Annotated in this window: 13 protein-coding genes; 6 read left to right on the top strand and 7 right to left on the bottom strand. The window is 66.9% G+C overall.

Annotated features, from left to right (window positions below; genetic code table 11):
• Positions 1 to 121 precede the first annotated feature (121 nt).
• The 4 genes from G7007_RS10295 to G7007_RS10280 all read right to left on the bottom strand — a co-directional run bounded on the left by G7007_RS10295 (position 122) and on the right by G7007_RS10280 (position 7649).
• On the bottom strand, positions 122 to 4660 hold the full coding sequence (locus G7007_RS10295; protein WP_181101456.1) for a hemagglutinin repeat-containing protein: 4539 nt from the start codon (positions 4658 to 4660) through the stop codon (positions 122 to 124).
• 25 nt (positions 4661 to 4685) lie between these two features.
• On the bottom strand, positions 4686 to 6371 hold the full coding sequence (locus G7007_RS10290) for a ShlB/FhaC/HecB family hemolysin secretion/activation protein (RefSeq protein WP_181101556.1): 1686 nt from the start codon (positions 6369 to 6371) through the stop codon (positions 4686 to 4688).
• Between the two features lie 145 nt (positions 6372 to 6516).
• Positions 6517 to 7077 carry a L,D-transpeptidase family protein gene (locus G7007_RS10285; protein ID WP_181101454.1) on the bottom strand — a complete coding sequence of 187 codons (561 nt, stop codon included), beginning with the start codon at positions 7075 to 7077 and terminating at the stop codon, positions 6517 to 6519.
• 17 nt (positions 7078 to 7094) lie between these two features.
• Positions 7095 to 7649, bottom strand: a complete 555-nt coding sequence (locus G7007_RS10280) for an NUDIX hydrolase (protein ID WP_181101452.1) — start codon at positions 7647 to 7649, stop codon at positions 7095 to 7097.
• Between the two features lie 127 nt (positions 7650 to 7776).
• Between G7007_RS10280 and G7007_RS10275 the strand changes: the two genes are divergently transcribed.
• The 5 genes from G7007_RS10275 (at position 7777) to purT (ending at position 11096) form a co-directional block, all read left to right on the top strand.
• Positions 7777 to 8376 carry a CoA pyrophosphatase gene (locus G7007_RS10275; RefSeq protein ID WP_181101450.1) on the top strand — a complete coding sequence of 200 codons (600 nt, stop codon included), beginning with the start codon at positions 7777 to 7779 and terminating at the stop codon, positions 8374 to 8376.
• Positions 8377 to 8413: 37 nt separating this feature from the next.
• The gene (locus G7007_RS10270; protein ID WP_181101448.1) at positions 8414 to 8938 is read left to right on the top strand and encodes a gamma carbonic anhydrase family protein; all 525 of its coding nucleotides are present in this window, start codon (positions 8414 to 8416) and stop codon (positions 8936 to 8938) included.
• A gap of 2 nt (positions 8939 to 8940) precedes the next feature.
• Positions 8941 to 9135, top strand: coding sequence for a DUF1289 domain-containing protein (locus tag G7007_RS10265; protein ID WP_060392776.1), 195 nt, complete (start codon positions 8941 to 8943; stop codon positions 9133 to 9135).
• A 61-nt stretch (positions 9136 to 9196) separates the two neighbouring features.
• Entirely contained in the window at positions 9197 to 9667 is a 471-nt protein-coding gene (locus G7007_RS10260) for a VUT family protein (RefSeq protein WP_181101446.1), read from the top strand.
• A 244-nt stretch (positions 9668 to 9911) separates the two neighbouring features.
• A complete protein-coding gene (purT, locus tag G7007_RS10255; protein WP_181101444.1) occupies positions 9912 to 11096 on the top strand; it encodes a formate-dependent phosphoribosylglycinamide formyltransferase in 1185 nt (394 codons plus the stop codon).
• Between the two features lie 878 nt (positions 11097 to 11974).
• Here purT and G7007_RS10250 read toward each other — a convergent pair.
• The 3 genes from G7007_RS10250 to G7007_RS10240 all read right to left on the bottom strand — a co-directional run bounded on the left by G7007_RS10250 (position 11975) and on the right by G7007_RS10240 (position 15545).
• Positions 11975 to 13288 (bottom strand): MFS transporter, encoded by a 1314-nt coding sequence (locus tag G7007_RS10250; protein WP_181101443.1) that lies wholly within the window; start codon positions 13286 to 13288, stop codon positions 11975 to 11977.
• A gap of 229 nt (positions 13289 to 13517) precedes the next feature.
• Entirely contained in the window at positions 13518 to 14723 is a 1206-nt protein-coding gene (locus G7007_RS10245; RefSeq protein WP_181101534.1) for a transporter associated domain-containing protein, read from the bottom strand.
• 12 nt (positions 14724 to 14735) lie between these two features.
• Positions 14736 to 15545, bottom strand: a complete 810-nt coding sequence (locus G7007_RS10240) for a cytochrome C assembly family protein (protein WP_181101441.1) — start codon at positions 15543 to 15545, stop codon at positions 14736 to 14738.
• Positions 15546 to 15784: 239 nt separating this feature from the next.
• On the opposite strand from G7007_RS10240, the gene ffh reads away from it, so the two are divergent.
• The gene (ffh, locus tag G7007_RS10235) at positions 15785 to 17164 is read left to right on the top strand and encodes a signal recognition particle protein (RefSeq protein WP_181101431.1); all 1380 of its coding nucleotides are present in this window, start codon (positions 15785 to 15787) and stop codon (positions 17162 to 17164) included.
• Positions 17165 to 17300: the final 136 nt, after the last annotated feature.

The raw sequence follows: 17300 nt of genomic DNA, 5'->3' as shown, positions 1-17300 counted from the left end.
GATGAACGCGCCTGCACGGGGCCAGGCTGCGCTTGAGCGAAACCTGCCCTGTGTACCAGGGCAGGCGTATCGGACCAGGCAGGCCGCGAGTGCCCGGCCGGTCTGGGTTCAGGTGTGCGTGTCAGCGATCGCCCTTGCCCTGGACCGTGGAGGTCCACTGCACTGGGGTGCTGTGCCCGCTGGTACGCAACAGCCCAAGGTCGAGGGCATTCTCGCCCGCGGCCGCCCCTACGCCCTGGCTGGCCTGAACGATGGCCGTGCCCAGGTCCACGGGGGCGTTCGAGGCATCCAGGCCAACGTCCCGACGATAGTCGTGCCCGCTGAGGCCCTCTTTGGACAGCGAAGCGGTACGCAGGTCGACGGCGCCATTGACCGATTGCAGGCGCGCGCCGATCAAGGTGGTGTCACCCCCCACGTTCAGGTCGATGCCGTTCTGACCGTTGAGCGAGGTCTGTCGAGCGACCGTGTCACGCTGCTGGTGCGACACCTCGACCTTGAGCGTGGGCGAGAAGCCGGGTTCGACCTTGCTCAAGGCCGGGCCGACCTTGTCCATGACCTTGTCGCTGGCAGGCCCTGTCACGGCGGCGACCGCATTGTTGTAGCCCTGCGGGTTCTTCTCGTGGCTCAGGCGTGCATCGGCCTTGATCGACAGGGTGTCGACGCTGTCCTTGCGGCTGGCCACGTGCAAGTCGCCGCCGACCTCACCTGCAATCTGCCCGGCCTGTACCTGTACGCCCTCCAGGCGGGTATCGCCCTGGCTGAGCAGGGTGAGGCGATCGGCACGCAGCTGGCTGTCGACCTGGACCTGGTTGTCACGCTTGTCCAGTTCGACCTGGACGCGACCGTGCAGCCCGCGGGTCTCGGCGTCCGGTGTCGCGGCCTTGCTCATGGCCAGGCCGGCGCCGCCGGTGACCTCGAGGTTGTCGCGGTGCTCGCGGCTGTCACCGGCTTCTACCCAAAGGCCGCCATTGGGCGCCTGAAGGGCGATCTCACCGGCCGTCATGTGTACGCCACGCAGATGGACCGCCTGATCGTCGCGGGCCTGGCCAGTGACGGCGGCCTTGCCGCGCGCGTGGACCTCGGCCACGACCGCGGTGGCATCGCGTTCGTCGACGCGGCCAGTGCTCAGGTGCCCACCTAGGCCACCGCCTGTGGTCGCACCCTGCTTGTAGGCCATTTCGCCGCCACCGCCCAGCATCGAACCGCTGGCCTCATGGGTATCGACCGCCGCGCCGATCGTGGCCACGCCGCCACTGCTCAGCTCGACGCTCGCCACCGGTCGTTCGCGCGTACCGATACGGAGGCCTTCCAGGCGCAGGTCGCCAGCGCTGGTGAAGCTCACGTCGCCGTCCGCCTGGGCCTGGGCGACCCGGGCTTGGGCGTCGGCGCGCTGCTGCTGCACCCGGTCGAGGTAGCCGCGTGCTTCCGCGCCCATGTGGGTCGGACGATTACCCCCCTTGGCCCAGGCATTGCCGCTGAGCTGATCGATCCGTTCGCTCTGGGTATCGTTGGCCTGCACCACCTCGAGCGTCCCTTCGCTACGTACCGTCACGCCGCCCTGGCCGCCCTCGAAGCCACTGGCTTCGTAGCGGCCGTTGCTGCCCAGCTGAATCTGCACGCCCTTGTGGCCCTGGAACGTGGCGGGGTGCGCCGTGCTTTGTTCGGTACGCTGCTCCAGCGAACCGCCCTTGCCGGCCAGACGCAGGTTGATGTCCTCGCCGGTGCTGCTGTCCACGCGTCCATCGCCTTCGACGGTCAGTTCGCTCACCTGGCGGCTGGCAGTATCCTGCGCTGCACGTGCCAGGTGATGCTGGGCCGCCAGGTCGAGCTGCCCATCCCCGGCCTTGTAGGCCGTGCCCTCGTCCAGCAGCGTGTCGGCCTCGACCGTGACCGTACCGCCCGTGTAACGGGCCACCTGCGCCTGGGTACTGTGCTCGCGGACGTCGCGGCCCAGGTGACCGGCCGTGACGTCGGCGCCCACGCTGGGCGGCGCCATGGCATCTTCCGGACCAGCCTGCTGGAAGCGCGCTGCTTCTTCACCGGTGACCAGGCGCTCGATCGGACGGGTCAGGTCGCGGTATTCCAGGCTGGCGCCCAACGTGCCCTGCCAGTCGTTCTGGCGCTGGGTATGTTCGTGGGTGTCGCTGACCGCCTGGTTGTCGACGGTCGTGGCCACGGCTCGCACCTGCTTGCCTGCGCTCAGGTCTGCCGCCTGGTTGATCAGGTGCGGCGTCTCGATCGTCAGGTCACCGGCCGAGGCGATCGTGGTGCGTGCCACCGTGGTATCGCGCACCTGATCGACCTGCTGCCGGCGGTGCCCTTCGAAGGCACTGTTGACCCGGTCGATGCCGGCGCCCACGGTCAGGCCGCCGCCGGTACGCGTGACCGTGGTTTCGGTGCTGCGCTCATCGTGGCTGGCCGCCAGCGTCACCTTCTGGCCCTTGAGCGTGACAGCCCCGCTGTCGGTGGTGAGCGTGGCGTTGTCGAGACGTACGTCGCGCGCGCTGTCGAGGACGATCTCGGCGCCTTTGAGTGCGCTACCCGTGTGGGTGATCGCTCGCGTCAGGGTGGTGGTGTCGTCGACGTCATAGCCGACGTTGGCCGCGTATTGCTTCGAGCCTGGCTTGCCGTCCTGCGCCCCGCGCGTCTGCCCCGCGCTGGCCGTGAAGCCCCGGTGTTGCGTGTCGTCCTGCTGTTCGTGCCTCTGGCGTTCGGGCGTGATGTCCAGGTCCCCTTTGGCGCTCAGCTCGAGACGCTGCCGGGCGTCGAGGCGGGCACCGCGGACCTGAAGGTCGGCGGCGCTGGCTAGGCGCAGGTTGGTGTCCGAAGAGACGTCGCTGACCAGTACGTCCTGGCGTTCTTCGCGGTTCTGGGTGCGGGTGCCGAGCAGCCCGAAGACCTGGCTGTCCTTCTGTTGCCGTTGCTGGCGCTGCGTATCGACGGCGGCTTCGACCGACAACGCGCCTTGGCGACTGTACAGCAGCGCGTCGCCTCGGCTGCGTACGCGGCTGCCCTGGATCCGGACCTGGTCAGCGGTGACCTCGAGCGTGCCATCGGCCTGGATCGTGCTGCCGAGCGTGCGTTCGCCTTGCGCATCCTCGCTGCCGCGCCCGCCGAAGAAGGTGCCCGACACCAGGTCGCCACGATAGGCGTGCCCGGTGTCGCTCTGGCGTACCTTCTGCCCGTCGACGGTGACCTGCCGGGCAGCGATGTGCATGTCGCCGCGGCTCGTCACCTGGCTGCCGGTCACGCTCAACGCGTCCTGAGCGGTGAGGCTCACGCGTTGGCCGACCAGTGTGGTCGGGTTGCCGGACTCCTGATAGCGATCGGTCTCGGTGTCGCCACGCCACAGGTGCTTGCGGTGCTGGATGCGTTGCTCGAGGCGTTGGCTGTCGAGGGTCGAGCCGAGGGTCAGGTTGCCAGCGCTGTCGGCGCTCACCTCGCCGCCTGCCTCGACGCGCGCGCTGCGCAGAGCGAGATCGCCCCCGGACTTCAACCGCACATTGCCCTGCGCCAGCAGCTCGGTACCCCTGTGCGTGCGTTCGGTGGTGGTCGTGTTGCTGTCGTAGGTTTCGTACGTGACGAACCAGGCCTTGTTCTTCCAGTGTTCCCGTTGCCGCTCGATGTCCTGCCGCATCTTGGCATCCAAGGTCAACGTTCCGCCGGCACTGAGGTCGATGTGCTCGGCGCGCGCCTTGACGTCGCGCAGGTACAGGTCACGGGTCGCCTCCAGCACCAGGTCGCCCCGTTCCGTGAGCAGTTGACCCTGTTCCTTCTGGCGGCCTTCGATCTGCAAGCCGCCGGCGGAACGCACGCTGATCCCATCCTGGGCCTGGATGTCGGTCCTGGCCATGCGTACCCCCGCACCTTCGGTGGTGCTGACGATGCGCACACGCCCGGCGCGCATGGCACCGAACAGCGTGGCGTCCAGTTCGGTGGAGGGCGCGCTGGCGTGTGGTGCGAGGCTGCCATCGACCCCGTCGACCCGGTTGCGACCGGCGATCACGTCCAAGTCAGCCTGGGCCTGCAGGCCGCCGAGGGCTTCGATGCGGGGCGCGATCAGGGCCAGGGCGCCCTCGCGGTTGGCGGCACCTTCCTTGAGCACGGTCAGGCTGCCTTCGGCGCCCAGGGTGTCGAGGTAACGGATCCGCCCGTCCTCGAGGATCGGCGTGCCGACCAGGAAGCCTGCCCGGGTGGTGTTGATGAACTGGCCACCATTGACGGTGATGCCATTGGGGTTGGCCAGCACGTAGTCGGCCGGGCGACCGAAGATCTCCTGCCGGCCTTCGATGAGCGAGGCATTGCGGCTGACCACCTCGTTGAGGATGGTCGACGCTGCCTGGCCCTGGAACTGCGGGTTGGCAGCCAGCGCGCCGGCCAGTTGCGAAGACCCGGCCTCCAGGGCGTTGTTCAGCACCAGGCCGGACGTGCCGACGTTGTACTCGAGAAACTGGTTGTGCGACAGGCCGTTGGCCGTGGGCGCCACGATGTCGATGACGGGCACGCCATGCGCATCGTTGATCAGCGGCGTACCCCCAGGGCCGGGTGTCGCTTGCAGAGGGGCGGCAGCCAGCGCAGGGCCGCTGCCCAGGACGGCCAGGAAGATGGCCCAGCGCAAGGTGTCGGGGCGCCGTGGGGACGTGTGAGCGTGCTGTTTCATGGGGTCTCTCTTCTTGTTGGATGAATCACAGGTCGATGCTCAGCTCGGCGACCCAGAACCCAGGTTCCAGGCGGCCCCGGCGCGGCCCTCGGGCGGACAGCGCACGCTGATGGTCCAGGCGCAGCCGCGCGTGCGGCAGGTCGAGGTGCAGGCCGAGGGCGCCGCCGACCAGGCGTTGCGACGGCTCGCCCTGGGCGTAGCGGCTCCAGCCGACGTCCAGCCCGGCCGAGGCACGCAGCTGCACGCCGTTGAGCGCGGGTTGCCAGAGGGGGTGGCTGAGCGTGTTGCGCCACAGGGCACCCGTGGCGCCGGCGACGTAGTGCTGGCGGAAGCCGCGCACGGCCAGGTCGTCGCTCAGCGCCAACTGTTCGAGGGCAGGCAGGTGATCGGCGCTGTACTGCAGGTTCACGAGGCTCTGCCAGCGCCAGTCAATGGGGTGTTGTCCCTGACGCAGGTGCAGCAGGCTGGCCCGGTACTTGCGAAAGTCCGGGCGTGGTGCCTGGCGTGAGAGCGTCGGGGCGTCGGCACCCAGGGAAGACAGACCTTGGGACATCCCCAGCGACACATTCCACAGGCCATCCTGGAGCCAGAGCATGTCCAGGCCGACGTCGAGCGTGGTCAGGCGCGTGCTCTGCAGCAGGGTCTTGCGTGCATAGAGACGATTGAGGGTGTGCTTCTGGTCGAGCCTCATCGACGCACCGAGCAGACCTTGCTGGTTGCGCCACAGCATCCGGTTCACGCTCAGCCCCTGGAAACGGCTTTCGCCCTCCGGACGCCCAGGTGTCCGTGGCGTGGCGTGATAGGTGATGCGGCTGGCCATGGCGCCGAGCGTCCAAGGTCCGTAAGGCACGCTGTAGTGCAGCGCCACGGCCTGGCTCTGGGCCCCGGTGCCCGGCAACGCGGTCGACAGCGCGACGCTGAGCGCGTCATTCAGGTGAGCGGGCGAATCCAGGCCGAACCGCAGGCCCAGACGGTGGCGCCCCACGGTTTCACTGGCCCGGTTGTCGAGCGTGCCCGACAGGTGCCAGCGCTTGCCGACCTGTTGCGGTTGCAACACCAGCCGTGTGCCTCCCGGTAGATCACCTGGCAGCAGGTCGGCCGACAGGGTGAAGGCCTGGAGACGGTTGAGCTGGTCGAGCCCCTGTTCGAGATCGGGCAGGCGCAGTGGCTCGCCGAGCATGTCCGGAAACGCGCCGCGCAACGACAAGGGCAGGCTGGGGTCGGCCAGGGCGATCGACTCGACGAAGCCTTCGACGATGACGACCTGCAGCGGCTCGCCCTGGCGTGGCGTACTGGCCAGATAGGGGCGCGCGGCAGGGTAGCCGGCCTCGACGTAGCGTTGGGTGATGCTGGCCAGCAGCCGGTTGATGTCGGCCACGCCCATGCAGGGGCGCAGGACCGGCTGGACCGCTCCCTCCAGCTCGGCGTTCGACAGGACCTGGTTGCCGCTCAGGCTCAGGCCAGGAAAGGGCCAGCATGCACGGGTCGCGTCGGCCGGCACCGTGGCTTCAGGCGCCGGCACCTTCTGCTCGCGCCGTTGCCAGCGTTGCAGGCGCTGCTGCTGTTCGAGGGTGCGGAAGTCCGATTGCTGTTCGCGCAACAGTTGGCTGGCCGGGTCGATGCCCAACGCCACCGAAGGCAGGGCCAGGCCGCTGACCAGGCACAGCCGCCGCAGGGCCGTGATAGGAGGGGACGGTGTGAGCAGGAACATGTCGCAGATACCCATCGTGGTGGATCTGCGACGACTGTAAAAAGCAGGGCGCGTGGGCGATGCCGTCCCTGGCCGAGAAGCGTGTCGGCCAGGGGCGAGGGATCAGGTAGGGGGGATCTGGGGACTTTTCCTACATCCTAGGACGTCAGGGGCGAATCTCGATCAGCGTCCCGTCCTTGACCAGGCTCCAGACCTCGCGCATGTCGTCGTTGCGCATGGCGATGCAGCCTTCGGTCCAGTCCAGGGTATGGAAGTACCATTCCGGGTAATGTTCGTCGATCGGCGTGCCGTGGATCATGATCATGCCGCCAGCCGGAACACCTTCGCGCGTGGCCCGGGCCGCGTCGCTGATGTTCGGGTAGGAAATGTGCATGGCCAGGTTGTAGCGGTCGCTGACCTTGCGCCAGTCGATCCAGTACAGCCCCTCGGGCGTGCGTTTGTCGCCTTCTTGCAGCTTGGGCCCGTTGGGCTGCTTGCCCAGCGAGATGCGGTAGGTCTTGAGCGGCTCGCCCCGGCTGATCAGTTGCAGGCGCCGCTCGGACTTGATCACCAGTACCTTGTCCACCACGCGCGGGGCGACCTGCGGGGGCGTGACGGCCGGTGCCGATCCTGGGGCCGACAGGGGTTTGCGGATGATGGTCTCGGTGTAGGCGGCCTGGGACAGGCTGGCGAAACCGAGGCAGAGCAGGGCGAGCAACCAGCGCATGGAGCGATCCTGTGGAACTAGCTATGGGGTGGGGCGAGCTGCATCGGCGGCAGGTATTCGTTGCCGATGGGATAGTGCTGCGCGAGGCGGTCACGATAATAGCATTGCAGGGTGCGTGTCACGGTGCGGAACGCCAGGTGCGACCAAGGGATCTCGTGCTCCTCGAACAGCCTGACGTCCAGGCTCTCCACGCCGATGGCGAAGTCGAGGTCGGCCAGCTCGGCCCGGAAGAACACGTGCACCTGGTTGATGTGCGGCAGGTCGAACAGCTGGTACAGCGTCATCTCGCCGACGCGTGCGCAGGCTTCCTCGACGGTCTCGCGACGCGCGGCCTGCTCAAGGGTCTCGCCGTTTTCCATGAAGCCGGCCGGCAGCGTCCAGTAGCCGTGGCGTGGCTCGATGGCGCGGCGACACAACAGGACGCGGCCTTCGTGGGTCGGCAGGACCCCGGCGACGATGTTCGGATTCTGGTAGTGGATGGTATGGCAATGCTCGCAGACATACCGCAGGCGGGTATCGCCCTCGGGAATGCACTGGATGACCGGTTGACCGCACGCGCTGCAGAAATTCATGTCTGGCTTCCTGATGGATGCCGTTATCTTGGCGTGCCGCAGCCGTGCGCTGCAAGTCGTGGCAGGGCTTGGGTTGCGTCATGGCTTTGGTGCATGATGCAGACAGGCCTTGATGCGAGACTGCGTGATGCTGGACGAGCTTGTTCGCCGGATGAGCACCCACACCCCCGGCACCCTGACCACCGACCGCCGCCTTCCGGAGGCTGCGGTGCTGCTGCCCATCACCCGTGGCGAGGAGCCGGAGCTGGTGCTGACCCTGCGTGCCAAGGGGTTGTCGACCCATGGCGGTGAAGTGGCGTTCCCGGGCGGTCGACGTGACCCCGAAGACCCGGACCTGATCTTCACCGCCCTGCGCGAGGCTCATGAGGAAATCGGACTGCCGCCCGGCCTGGTGGAGGTGCTCGGCCCGCTGAGCCCCTTGATTTCCCTGCACGGCCTGAAGGTGACGCCTTTCGTCGGAGTGATCCCCGACTACGTCGACTACGAGGCCAACGATGCCGAGATCGCGGCGGTGTTCAGCGTGCCGCTGGGGTTCTTCCGCGACCCGCCCCAGGAGCACACGCACCGGGTCGATGCCCAGGGTCGGCATTGGTACGTGCCCAGCTACCGTTTCGGCGAGTACCGGATCTGGGGCCTGACCGCGATCATGATCGTCGAGCTGGTGAACCTGCTCTTCGACGCCGACATCGGCCTGCACCGCCCGCCTGCGCACTTCATCGAGATTTGATCGACGTGTGCTTCCCTGGTCATTGCGAGGATTTTCCATGAACTACCGCCTTGGCGACCTGCGTGTCGACACCCATCCCAGCAGCTGGACCGCCCCAGGTGCCATCCTGATCGGCAAGGTCCGTCTGCAGGCGCAGGCCAGCGTCTGGTTCGGTGCCGTGTTGCGCGGCGACAACGAGCTGATCGACATCGGCGAGGACAGCAACGTCCAGGACGGCGCGGTCCTGCACACCGATCCGGGCTCGCCGCTGACCCTGGGGCGTGGCGTGACCATCGGCCACAAGGCCATGCTGCACGGGTGTCACGTGGACGACTACAGCCTGATCGGCATCAATGCGGTGATTCTCAACGGGGCTCGCATCGGCAAGCATTGCATCATCGGCGCCAATGCCCTGATTCCCGAAGGGCGGGAAATCCCCGACGGTTCGCTGGTGGTCGGCTCGCCGGGCAAGGTCGTGCGTACCCTGAGCGATGCCCAGATGCGCCTGCTCGAAGCCAGCGCCGCGCATTACGTGGCCAATGCCCAACGCTACGCGCGCGACCTCGCGCCCCAGGAGGACTGAGAATGGAGGTCAAGGAACGGCCGGTCGCTTCGCCCTGCGTGAGCATCTGCGCGCTGGACGAGCAGGACATCTGCACCGGCTGCCAGCGCAACGTCGATGAAATCACACGGTGGTCGCGCATGGACAATGCCGAGCGCCGCCAGGTCCTGGCCCTGTGTCACACGCGTGCCCTCGAGGCCGGGCTGATCCTCGGCTAGCCAGGCTTGGCCGAGGGCAGCGACTCACGTACCCTGTGCGACCTGCCCGACGGTCCTGCTCATGTTCTATCTTCTTGCCTATGTCAGCAGCGTGGTGCTGATCAACTACGCCTTCTCCAGTGCGCCGCACCTGGACGTCATCTGGTCCGCCTGGGGCGGGCTGGTATTCGTCCTGCGCGACATGGTCCAGACCCGCTACGGCCATGGTGCACTGCTGGCTATGCTGGCGGCGCTGGTGCTGTCCTACGTTACCTCCGAACCGGCCATCGCCCTGGCCAGCGCCACCGCGTTCTTCGTCTCCGAGCTGATCGACTGGCTGGTGTTCAGCGTCACCCGTCGACCCTTGCGCGACCGGTTGTGGTTGAGTTCGGCGTTGAGCATCCCGGTCGACACGGTCATCTTCTTCGGCATGATCGGCGCCCTGACGCCCGCAGTGGCCGGCACGGCACTGCTGTCGAAGTGCGCGGGCGTGACCGTCGTATGGCTGGCCATGGCCTGGCGAGACCGGCGCAGCGCCCTGTCCGGTGCCTGAGCTACAAGCTACAAGCTACAAGCTACAAGCTACAAGCTACAAGCTACAAGCTAGAAGCCGACCCCGTTCTGCTTTTGCTTGCAGCTTGCAGCTTGCAGCTTGCAGCTTGCAGCTTGCAGCTTGCAGCTTGCAGCTTGCAGCTTGCAGCTCCCCAAGCCCCCAAACTAGAACACCAGGTGTAAACTACCGGTCCTTTTCAGCGGCGGGTCCGAGTGGTCCGCCCCGCACCGTTCGAGGACCTGAGATGACGACCCGTATCGGAACCCCCTTGTCGCCTACCGCGACCCGTGTACTGCTCTGTGGCTGTGGCGAACTGGGCAAGGAGGTGGTCATCGAGCTGCAGCGCCTGGGCGTCGAAGTGATCGGTGTGGACCGCTACGCCGATGCGCCCGCCATGCAGGTCGCCCACCGTAGCCATGTCATCGACATGCTCGACGGCGCCGCGCTGCGCGCAGTCATCGAGGCCGAGAAGCCGCACTACATCGTGCCGGAGATCGAAGCCATCGCCACTGCGACGCTGGTCGAGCTGGAAAGCGAAGGCTTCAACGTGGTGCCCACGGCGCGTGCCACGCAACTGACCATGAACCGTGAAGGCATCCGCCGCCTGGCCGCCGAAGAACTGGACCTGCCTACTTCGCCGTACCATTTCGCCGACACCTTCGAAGACTATGCGCGTGCCGTGGCCGACCTGGGCTACCCGTGCGTGGTCAAGCCGGTGATGAGTTCGTCGGGCAAGGGCCAGAGCCTGCTGCGCAGCGAAGGCGACCTCGAGAAGGCCTGGCAGTACGCCCAGGAAGGCGGCCGTGCAGGCAAGGGGCGGGTGATCGTCGAAGGCTTCATCGACTTCGACTACGAAATCACCCTGCTGACCGTGCGCCACGTGGGCGGCACCACCTTCCTGGCCCCGGTCGGTCACCGTCAGGAAGGCGGCGACTACCAGGAGTCGTGGCAGCCCCAGGCCATGAGCCCCAAGGCCCTGGCCGAGTCCGAGCGGGTGGCCAAGGCGGTCACCGAGGCGTTGGGCGGGCGGGGGCTGTTCGGCGTCGAGCTGTTCGTCAAGGGCGACCAGGTCTGGTTCAGCGAAGTGTCGCCACGGCCCCATGACACCGGCCTGGTCACCCTGATTTCCCAGGACCTGTCCCAGTTCGCCCTGCATGCCCGGGCCATTCTTGGCCTGCCGATTCCGGTGGTTCGCCAGTTCGGCCCGTCGGCCTCGGCGGTGATCCTGGTGGAAGGGCAGTCGAGCCAGACGGCATTCGCCAACCTCGGCGCGGCCCTGGCCGAACCCGATACCGCGATCCGCCTGTTCGGCAAGCCGGAGGTCAAGGGGCAACGGCGTATGGGCGTGTGCCTGGCCCGGGACGAATCGATCGAGGCGGCCCGCGCCAAGGCGACCCGCGCATCGCAGGCGGTGTCCGTGGAGCTTTAAGAAGCGATCAGTGGGTGCCGGACGCATGAGCCGAGCATCCTGGCAGGCGGCACCCGCCGGGTTGGGTGAGCCTGCCCGCGATAGCCTCCCCCGAGTCACCGCCTGCATCGCTGGCAAGCCCGCTCCTATAGGTTGCCATCGTGCGACTGCCTGCTTGAAATGGGCACCTGTGGGAGCTGGCTTGCCAGCGATAGGGCCTGTTCATCCACCTTAGAGCTGACAGGCCAGCGTTCGAGCTGTCGGCCATGGGTCGGCGTTACCACCGCTATCGCGGGCAAGCCCACAGGCGGCTTTGTCATGTGGCTGCCTGCTCGAAATGGATATCTGTGGGAGTCTGCCCGCTTTGGCGCCGCGCTATCGCGCAGAGCACACGACGATAGCTGGCATGGCTCAGAGGCTTTATCTCTGATCGATTTCTGGGGCGGCTTTGCGGCCCATCGCGGCCGGTCCGACGCCCCGGCTGGGGCCTCGCTGCATCGCCAATAGACAGAGCGCCGACCTACTCACCTTGCAGGGACTGAACAGGCCCTATCGCTGGCAAGCCAGCTCCCACCCAGCCCGCATGAAGCCTGCCGGCATGTATCCGCTCGGACACCACCCTGTGGGGCTTGCCCGCGATGCAGGCGGTGATGGGCCGGACGCCATCGCGGGCAAGCCCCACAGGAGGGCTGCGCTTGCCTGCATCGTGCCGATGAACCTGTGGGTGCAACCATGACCCTGTCTCGGGACTTTTTCCAAAGACGTTGAAAGGCATGGCCCGCAGGGCCCACAAAGCAGTCAATGCGGTGGAGTAGAAAAAAACAATGGCTTCGCCCGCACGCCCGCACCCCCATTCATCCTGACAGCCCCTGCGAGAGGCCGCCTGACCCGCCTGCCGCTCAGAGCGCCCGATCCCGCGTTTCCTTCAGGCACATCACCGCCACCAGGCTGATTACCGCCGCGCCCGACACGTACCCGCCGACCCAGCTCAATCCGCCCAGGCTGACCAGCTTCTGCGCGAAGAACGGGGCCGCCGAGGCGCCGACGATGCCGCCCAGGTTGTAGGCGGCAGAGGCACCGGTGTAGCGCACGTGGGTCGGGAACAGCTCGGGCAGCAGGGCGCCCATCGGCGCGAAGGTCATGCCCATCAGGAACAGCTCCAGCGCCAGAAACGCGGCCACGCCCACGCTCGAACCGGAGGTCAGCATCGGCTCCATGGCGAAGCCCGAGGCGACCGCCAGCACGCCGCCGACCATCAACACCGGCTTGCGTCCGTAGCGGTCGCTGAGCCAGGCCGACAGCGGGGTGGCCAACGCCATGAAGACCACCGCGAAGCACAGCATCGCCAGGAAGCCCTCCCGGGTATAGCCCAGGGCCGAGACGCCATAGCTCAGGGAAAACACCGTGGAGATGTAGAACAGCGCATAGCACACCACCATGGCCATGGCGCCCAGCAGCATCGGTTGCCAATAATGGGCGAACAGCTCGACCACCGGCAGCTTCACGCGCTCCTGGCGGGCGACGGCCGTGGCGAACACCGGGCTTTCTTCAAGCTTGAGGCGCACGTACAGGCCCACCAGCACCAGTGCCGCGCTGAGCAGGAACGGGATGCGCCAGCCCCAGTCGCGGAACTGCTCGTCGCTCAGCACCAGGGCCAGCGTCAGGAACAGGCCGTTGGCGGCCAGGAAGCCGATGGACGGGCCCAGTTGCGGGAACATGCCGAACCAGGCGCGCTTGCCTGCCGGGGCGTTCTCGGTCGCCAGCAGGGCCGCACCACCCCATTCGCCGCCCAGGCCCAGGCCTTGGCCGAAGCGCAGCAGGCACAGGATCACCGGGGCCCACAGGCCGATGCTGTCATAGCCCGGCAGCACGCCGATCAGCGTGGTGGAGACGCCCATCAGTAGCAGCGAGGCGACCAGCGTCGATTTGCGTCCGATGCGGTCGCCAAAGTGCCCGAACAGCGCCGAGCCTAGCGGCCTGGCCAGGAAGGCGATACCGAAGGTCATGAACGCCGCCAGCATCTGGGCGGTGCCTGAGCCGGAGGGGAAGAACACCGGCCCGATCACCAGGGCCGCTGCTGTGGCGTAGACGTAGAAGTCGTAGAACTCGATGGCGGTACCGATGAAGCTGGCGGTGGCCACGCGGGCAGGAGAATTCACCGGCGCGGTCGGCGCGGTCGGCGCGGTGGAGGCGAACGTGTCGCTGGAAGTCATGGCATCGATCCCTGGCAGTCTGGTGCTTCATGGCCTGCGCAGGCGCGCAGGCTGGAGCCTGTTCTTGTGATTCGACGTCTCGACGGGCGGGGCCGGATGGGGCCGGGAGGGCAGCGCTCAGGATGGCGAGGCGATGCCGCAGGTGCGTCGAGCCGTGGACTGGCCGCTGGCCCCCAGGCGCGGGTAGCAGGGGATACGGCAGGGCTGGATAAGCGTGACCCGAGTATAGCTAGCGGTTCAGGGTCCAGACCAGCACCTTGCTGGCACGGTTGTCTTCGGTTTCCAGGATTTCCAGACGGTAACGCCCGACCTTCAGGCACACGGCGCTGGCGGGAATGCTTTCCAGTGCCTCGGTGACCAGCCCGTTGAGGGTCTTGGGGCCGCCATCGCAGGGCAGGTGCCAGCCCAGGCTGCGGTTGATCTCGCGCAGCGAGGCCACGCCATCGATCACGTAGCGACCATCGGCCTGGGGATGGACATGGGGGTTGTCCAGCCCTTGCTCGTCCTCGAACTCACCGACGATCTCTTCCAGGATGTCCTCGAGCGTGACCAGGCCCAGCACATCGCCATACTCGTCCACCACCAGGCCCAGGCGGCGTTGCTGCTTGTGGAAATTGAGCAGTTGCTGCTGCAGGGGTGTGCCCTCGGGGATGAAGTAGGGCTCATGGCAGGCCGCCTTCAGCTGCTCGACGGTCAGGCTGTCGGCCTTTAGCAGGTGTTCGAGGGTCTTGCGGTTGAGCACCGCCTGCACCTGGTTGATGTCGGCGTGGTAGACCGGCAGACGCGTATGACGGGTGCCCCGGAGCTGGGCGGTGATCGTCTCGATCGGATCGTCGAGGTTGATGCCATCGACGTCATTGCGCGGAATCAGGATGTCGTTGACGGTGATGCGCTGCAGGGCCCGCACACCTTCGAGCAGATCGGAGCGTGTGGGCGCGCTCCGAGGCGGCTCCTCGAGCGCATCGTGCTGCTCGACCTGCGCGGGATGAGCGACCGGACCCCGCTGGAAGGGGCGCAGCAACAGGCGTGCGCAGCCATCGAGCAGGCAGGCCAGCGGCTGGACGATCAGCAGCGGCGCGTGCAACAGGCTGTCGCCCAGGCTCAGCACGGCGCGGGGGTGGCGATGCGCCAGGCGACGCGGCAGGTAATCGGTCAGCACCAGCAGCACGAGGGTCGCCCCCAGGCCGGCCAGCCAGAAGCCGTGGACCGGTGCCTGGCGCTGGCCGATCAGCAACGCGCTACCCAGCACCAGCAGGCGACCCACCCCAGTGCACAGGATCAGCGCCCGCATGGAAAGCCGCGGCATGTCGGGATGGGCATCCGGCAGGGCCATCGTGATCTGCCGTTGCGCCGCTTCGACCGCACCGAACAGCATCGACCACAACAGGGCCAGGACCAGGAGGGCGATCAACGGATCGAGCGTGGGGGCGTCCATCATGATGAGCGATCAGATATGCAGGATGAATTCACGTACCAGCTTGCTCCCGAAGTACGCCAGCATCAGCAGGCAGAACCCGGCCAGCGTCCAGCGAATCGCCTTGTGCCCGCGCCAGCCCAGCCGGTGGCGCCCCAGCAGCAGGACGCTGAACACCACCCAGGCGATGCACGACAGCGAGGTCTTGTGCACCAGGTGCTGGGCGAACAGGTTGTCCAGAAACAGCCAGCCGGAGATCAGCGACAGTGTGAGCAGGCCCCAGCCGGCCCAGAGGAAGCCGAACAGCAGGCTTTCCATGGTCTGCAGGGGCGGGAAGTTGCGGATCAGTCCCGACGGATGCTTGTGCTTGAGCTGGCGGTCCTGCAACAGCAGCAGCAAGGACTGGAACATCGCCATGGTGAACAGCCCGTAGGCGAGGATCGACAACAGGATGTGCGCCAGGATGCCCGGTTGCTCGTTGATCAGCGGCACGGTGCCGGGCGGCGCGAACTGCGACAACAGCGCGGTGATGGCGCCCAGCGGGAACAAGAGCAGCAGCAGGTTCTCCACCGGAATGCGCAGGCAGGCCAGCAGGGTCAAGGCGATGACGGCGGTGGCGATCAGGCTGGCGGCACTGAAGAAGTCCAGGCTCAGGCCCAGCGGTGTGAGCAGCTGGAAGAACAGGGCGATGCCCTGGGCCACGACGGCGATGCCCCCCAGTGCGCCGAGCAGCCGTTTGTCGGCATGCGTGCCCTGGGCCAGGCGGGTGCCTTGATGGAACGCGGCGATGGCGTACAGGCAGGCGGCGATCAGATTGGGGATGAGGCTGGGTGAGGAGAGCATAAGTCCTGTTAGGCAAGCCCTAAAGGCCGGAGTTTGGCATAGAACGCGCTCGCCTAGGAAGCCTGCCGGCCAGCCGGCACCGGGACAGGCCACAGGGGTTGTTCGGCGGTGGCGGGGTGGCCGGGCAGGTGGGCGGCGGCGCCAGTCTTGGTTATACTCGCCGGCTTGTTGCGCCCCGCGCGTGTCGTCTGCCGCCCCGGCGCCTGAAAATCTCGGCTCGCCAGCCTGAAAGGATCACCATGTTCGAAAACCTGACCGACCGCCTGTCACAGACGCTGCGCCATGTCACCGGCAAGGCCAAGCTGACCGAAGACAACATCAAGGACACGCTGCGCGAAGTGCGCATGGCCCTGCTCGAAGCCGACGTTGCGCTGCCGGTGGTCAAGGATTTCGTCAACAGCGTCAAGGAACGGGCCGTCGGTACCGAGGTGTCGCGCAGCCTGACCCCGGGCCAGGCGTTCGTGAAGATCGTCCAGGCCGAACTCGAGAGTCTGATGGGCGCCGCCAACGAAGAGCTCACGCTCAATGCCGCGCCACCGGCGGTGGTGCTGATGGCCGGCCTGCAGGGCGCGGGCAAGACCACCACGGCGGGCAAGCTGGCCAAGTTGCTCAAGGAGCGCAAGAAGAAGTCGGTCATGGTGGTCTCGGCCGACGTCTACCGCCCGGCGGCGATCAAGCAGCTCGAGACCCTGGCCAACGACATCGGCGTGACCTTCTTCCCGTCCGACATCAGCCAGAAGCCGGTGGCCATCGCCGAGGCGGCGATTCGCGAAGCCAAGCTCAAGTACATCGACGTGGTGATCGTCGACACCGCCGGCCGTCTGCACATCGACGCCGACATGATGGACGAGATCAAGGCATTGCATGCCGCGGTCAAGCCGGTCGAGACCCTGTTCGTGGTTGATGCCATGACCGGCCAGGACGCCGCCAACACCGCCAAGGCCTTCGGCGATGCGCTGCCGCTGACCGGGGTGATCCTCACCAAGGTCGACGGCGACGCCCGCGGTGGTGCCGCGCTGTCGGTGCGGGCCATCACCGGCAAGCCGATCAAGTTCATCGGCATGGGCGAGAAGAGCGATGCGCTCGAGCCGTTCCACCCCGAGCGCATCGCCTCGCGGATCCTCGGCATGGGCGACATGCTCAGCCTGATCGAGCAGGCCGAGCAGACCCTGGACAAGACCAAGGCCGACAAGCTCGCCAAGAAGCTCAAGAAAGGCAAGGGCTTCGACCTGGAAGACTTCCGTGACCAGCTTCAGCAGATGAAGAACATGGGCGGCCTGGGCGGGTTGATGGACAAGCTGCCGAGTATCGGCGGCATGAACCTGTCGCAGATGGGCAATGCCCAGGGCGCGGCCGAGAAGCAGTTCAAGCAGATGGAGGCGATCATCAACTCCATGACCCCGGCCGAGCGCCGCGACCCCGACGTCATCAGCGGCTCGCGCAAGCGCCGCATCGCCTTGGGTTCCGGCACCCAGGTGCAGGACGTCGGGCGTCTGATCAAGCAGCACAAGCAGATGCAGAAGATGATGAAGAAGTTCTCCACCAAGGGCGGCATGTCGAAGATGATGCGCGGCCTGGGTGGGATGCTGCCAGGTGGCGGCAACATGCCTAAGCTCTGATCCCGATTCAGGCCGGTCGCGGGTGCCGCGATTGGCCGGAAACCCCGCCCTGGCGGGGATATTGCCGCCCTTACGAGCGGCGTAACCGGCAGATTCGAACGCAGGCGAACGGCCTTTTTCCAAAAGGCGTTTGCAA

The organism is Pseudomonas entomophila, assembly GCF_013523125.1.
Taxonomy (GTDB): Bacteria; Pseudomonadota; Gammaproteobacteria; order Pseudomonadales; family Pseudomonadaceae; genus Aquipseudomonas; species Aquipseudomonas entomophila_B.
This window is presented reverse-complemented; position numbering and strand designations above follow the sequence as displayed.

Excerpts from the sequence above, each read along its gene's own strand:
- G7007_RS10295 (WP_181101456.1), bottom strand. The coding sequence starts at position 4,660 with ATGAAACAGCACGCTCACACGTCCCCACGGCGCCCCGACACCTTGCGC.
- G7007_RS10290 (WP_181101556.1), bottom strand. The coding sequence starts at position 6,371 with ATGTTCCTGCTCACACCGTCCCCTCCTATCACGGCCCTGCGGCGGCTG.
- G7007_RS10285 (WP_181101454.1), bottom strand. The coding sequence starts at position 7,077 with ATGCGCTGGTTGCTCGCCCTGCTCTGCCTCGGTTTCGCCAGCCTGTCC.
- G7007_RS10280 (WP_181101452.1), bottom strand. The coding sequence starts at position 7,649 with ATGAATTTCTGCAGCGCGTGCGGTCAACCGGTCATCCAGTGCATTCCC.
- G7007_RS10275 (WP_181101450.1), top strand. The coding sequence starts at position 7,777 with ATGCTGGACGAGCTTGTTCGCCGGATGAGCACCCACACCCCCGGCACC.
- G7007_RS10270 (WP_181101448.1), top strand. The coding sequence starts at position 8,414 with ATGAACTACCGCCTTGGCGACCTGCGTGTCGACACCCATCCCAGCAGC.
- G7007_RS10265 (WP_060392776.1), top strand. The coding sequence starts at position 8,941 with ATGGAGGTCAAGGAACGGCCGGTCGCTTCGCCCTGCGTGAGCATCTGC.
- G7007_RS10260 (WP_181101446.1), top strand. The coding sequence starts at position 9,197 with ATGTTCTATCTTCTTGCCTATGTCAGCAGCGTGGTGCTGATCAACTAC.
- purT (WP_181101444.1), top strand. The coding sequence starts at position 9,912 with ATGACGACCCGTATCGGAACCCCCTTGTCGCCTACCGCGACCCGTGTA.
- G7007_RS10250 (WP_181101443.1), bottom strand. The coding sequence starts at position 13,288 with ATGACTTCCAGCGACACGTTCGCCTCCACCGCGCCGACCGCGCCGACC.
- G7007_RS10245 (WP_181101534.1), bottom strand. The coding sequence starts at position 14,723 with ATGGACGCCCCCACGCTCGATCCGTTGATCGCCCTCCTGGTCCTGGCC.
- G7007_RS10240 (WP_181101441.1), bottom strand. The coding sequence starts at position 15,545 with ATGCTCTCCTCACCCAGCCTCATCCCCAATCTGATCGCCGCCTGCCTG.
- ffh (WP_181101431.1), top strand. The coding sequence starts at position 15,785 with ATGTTCGAAAACCTGACCGACCGCCTGTCACAGACGCTGCGCCATGTC.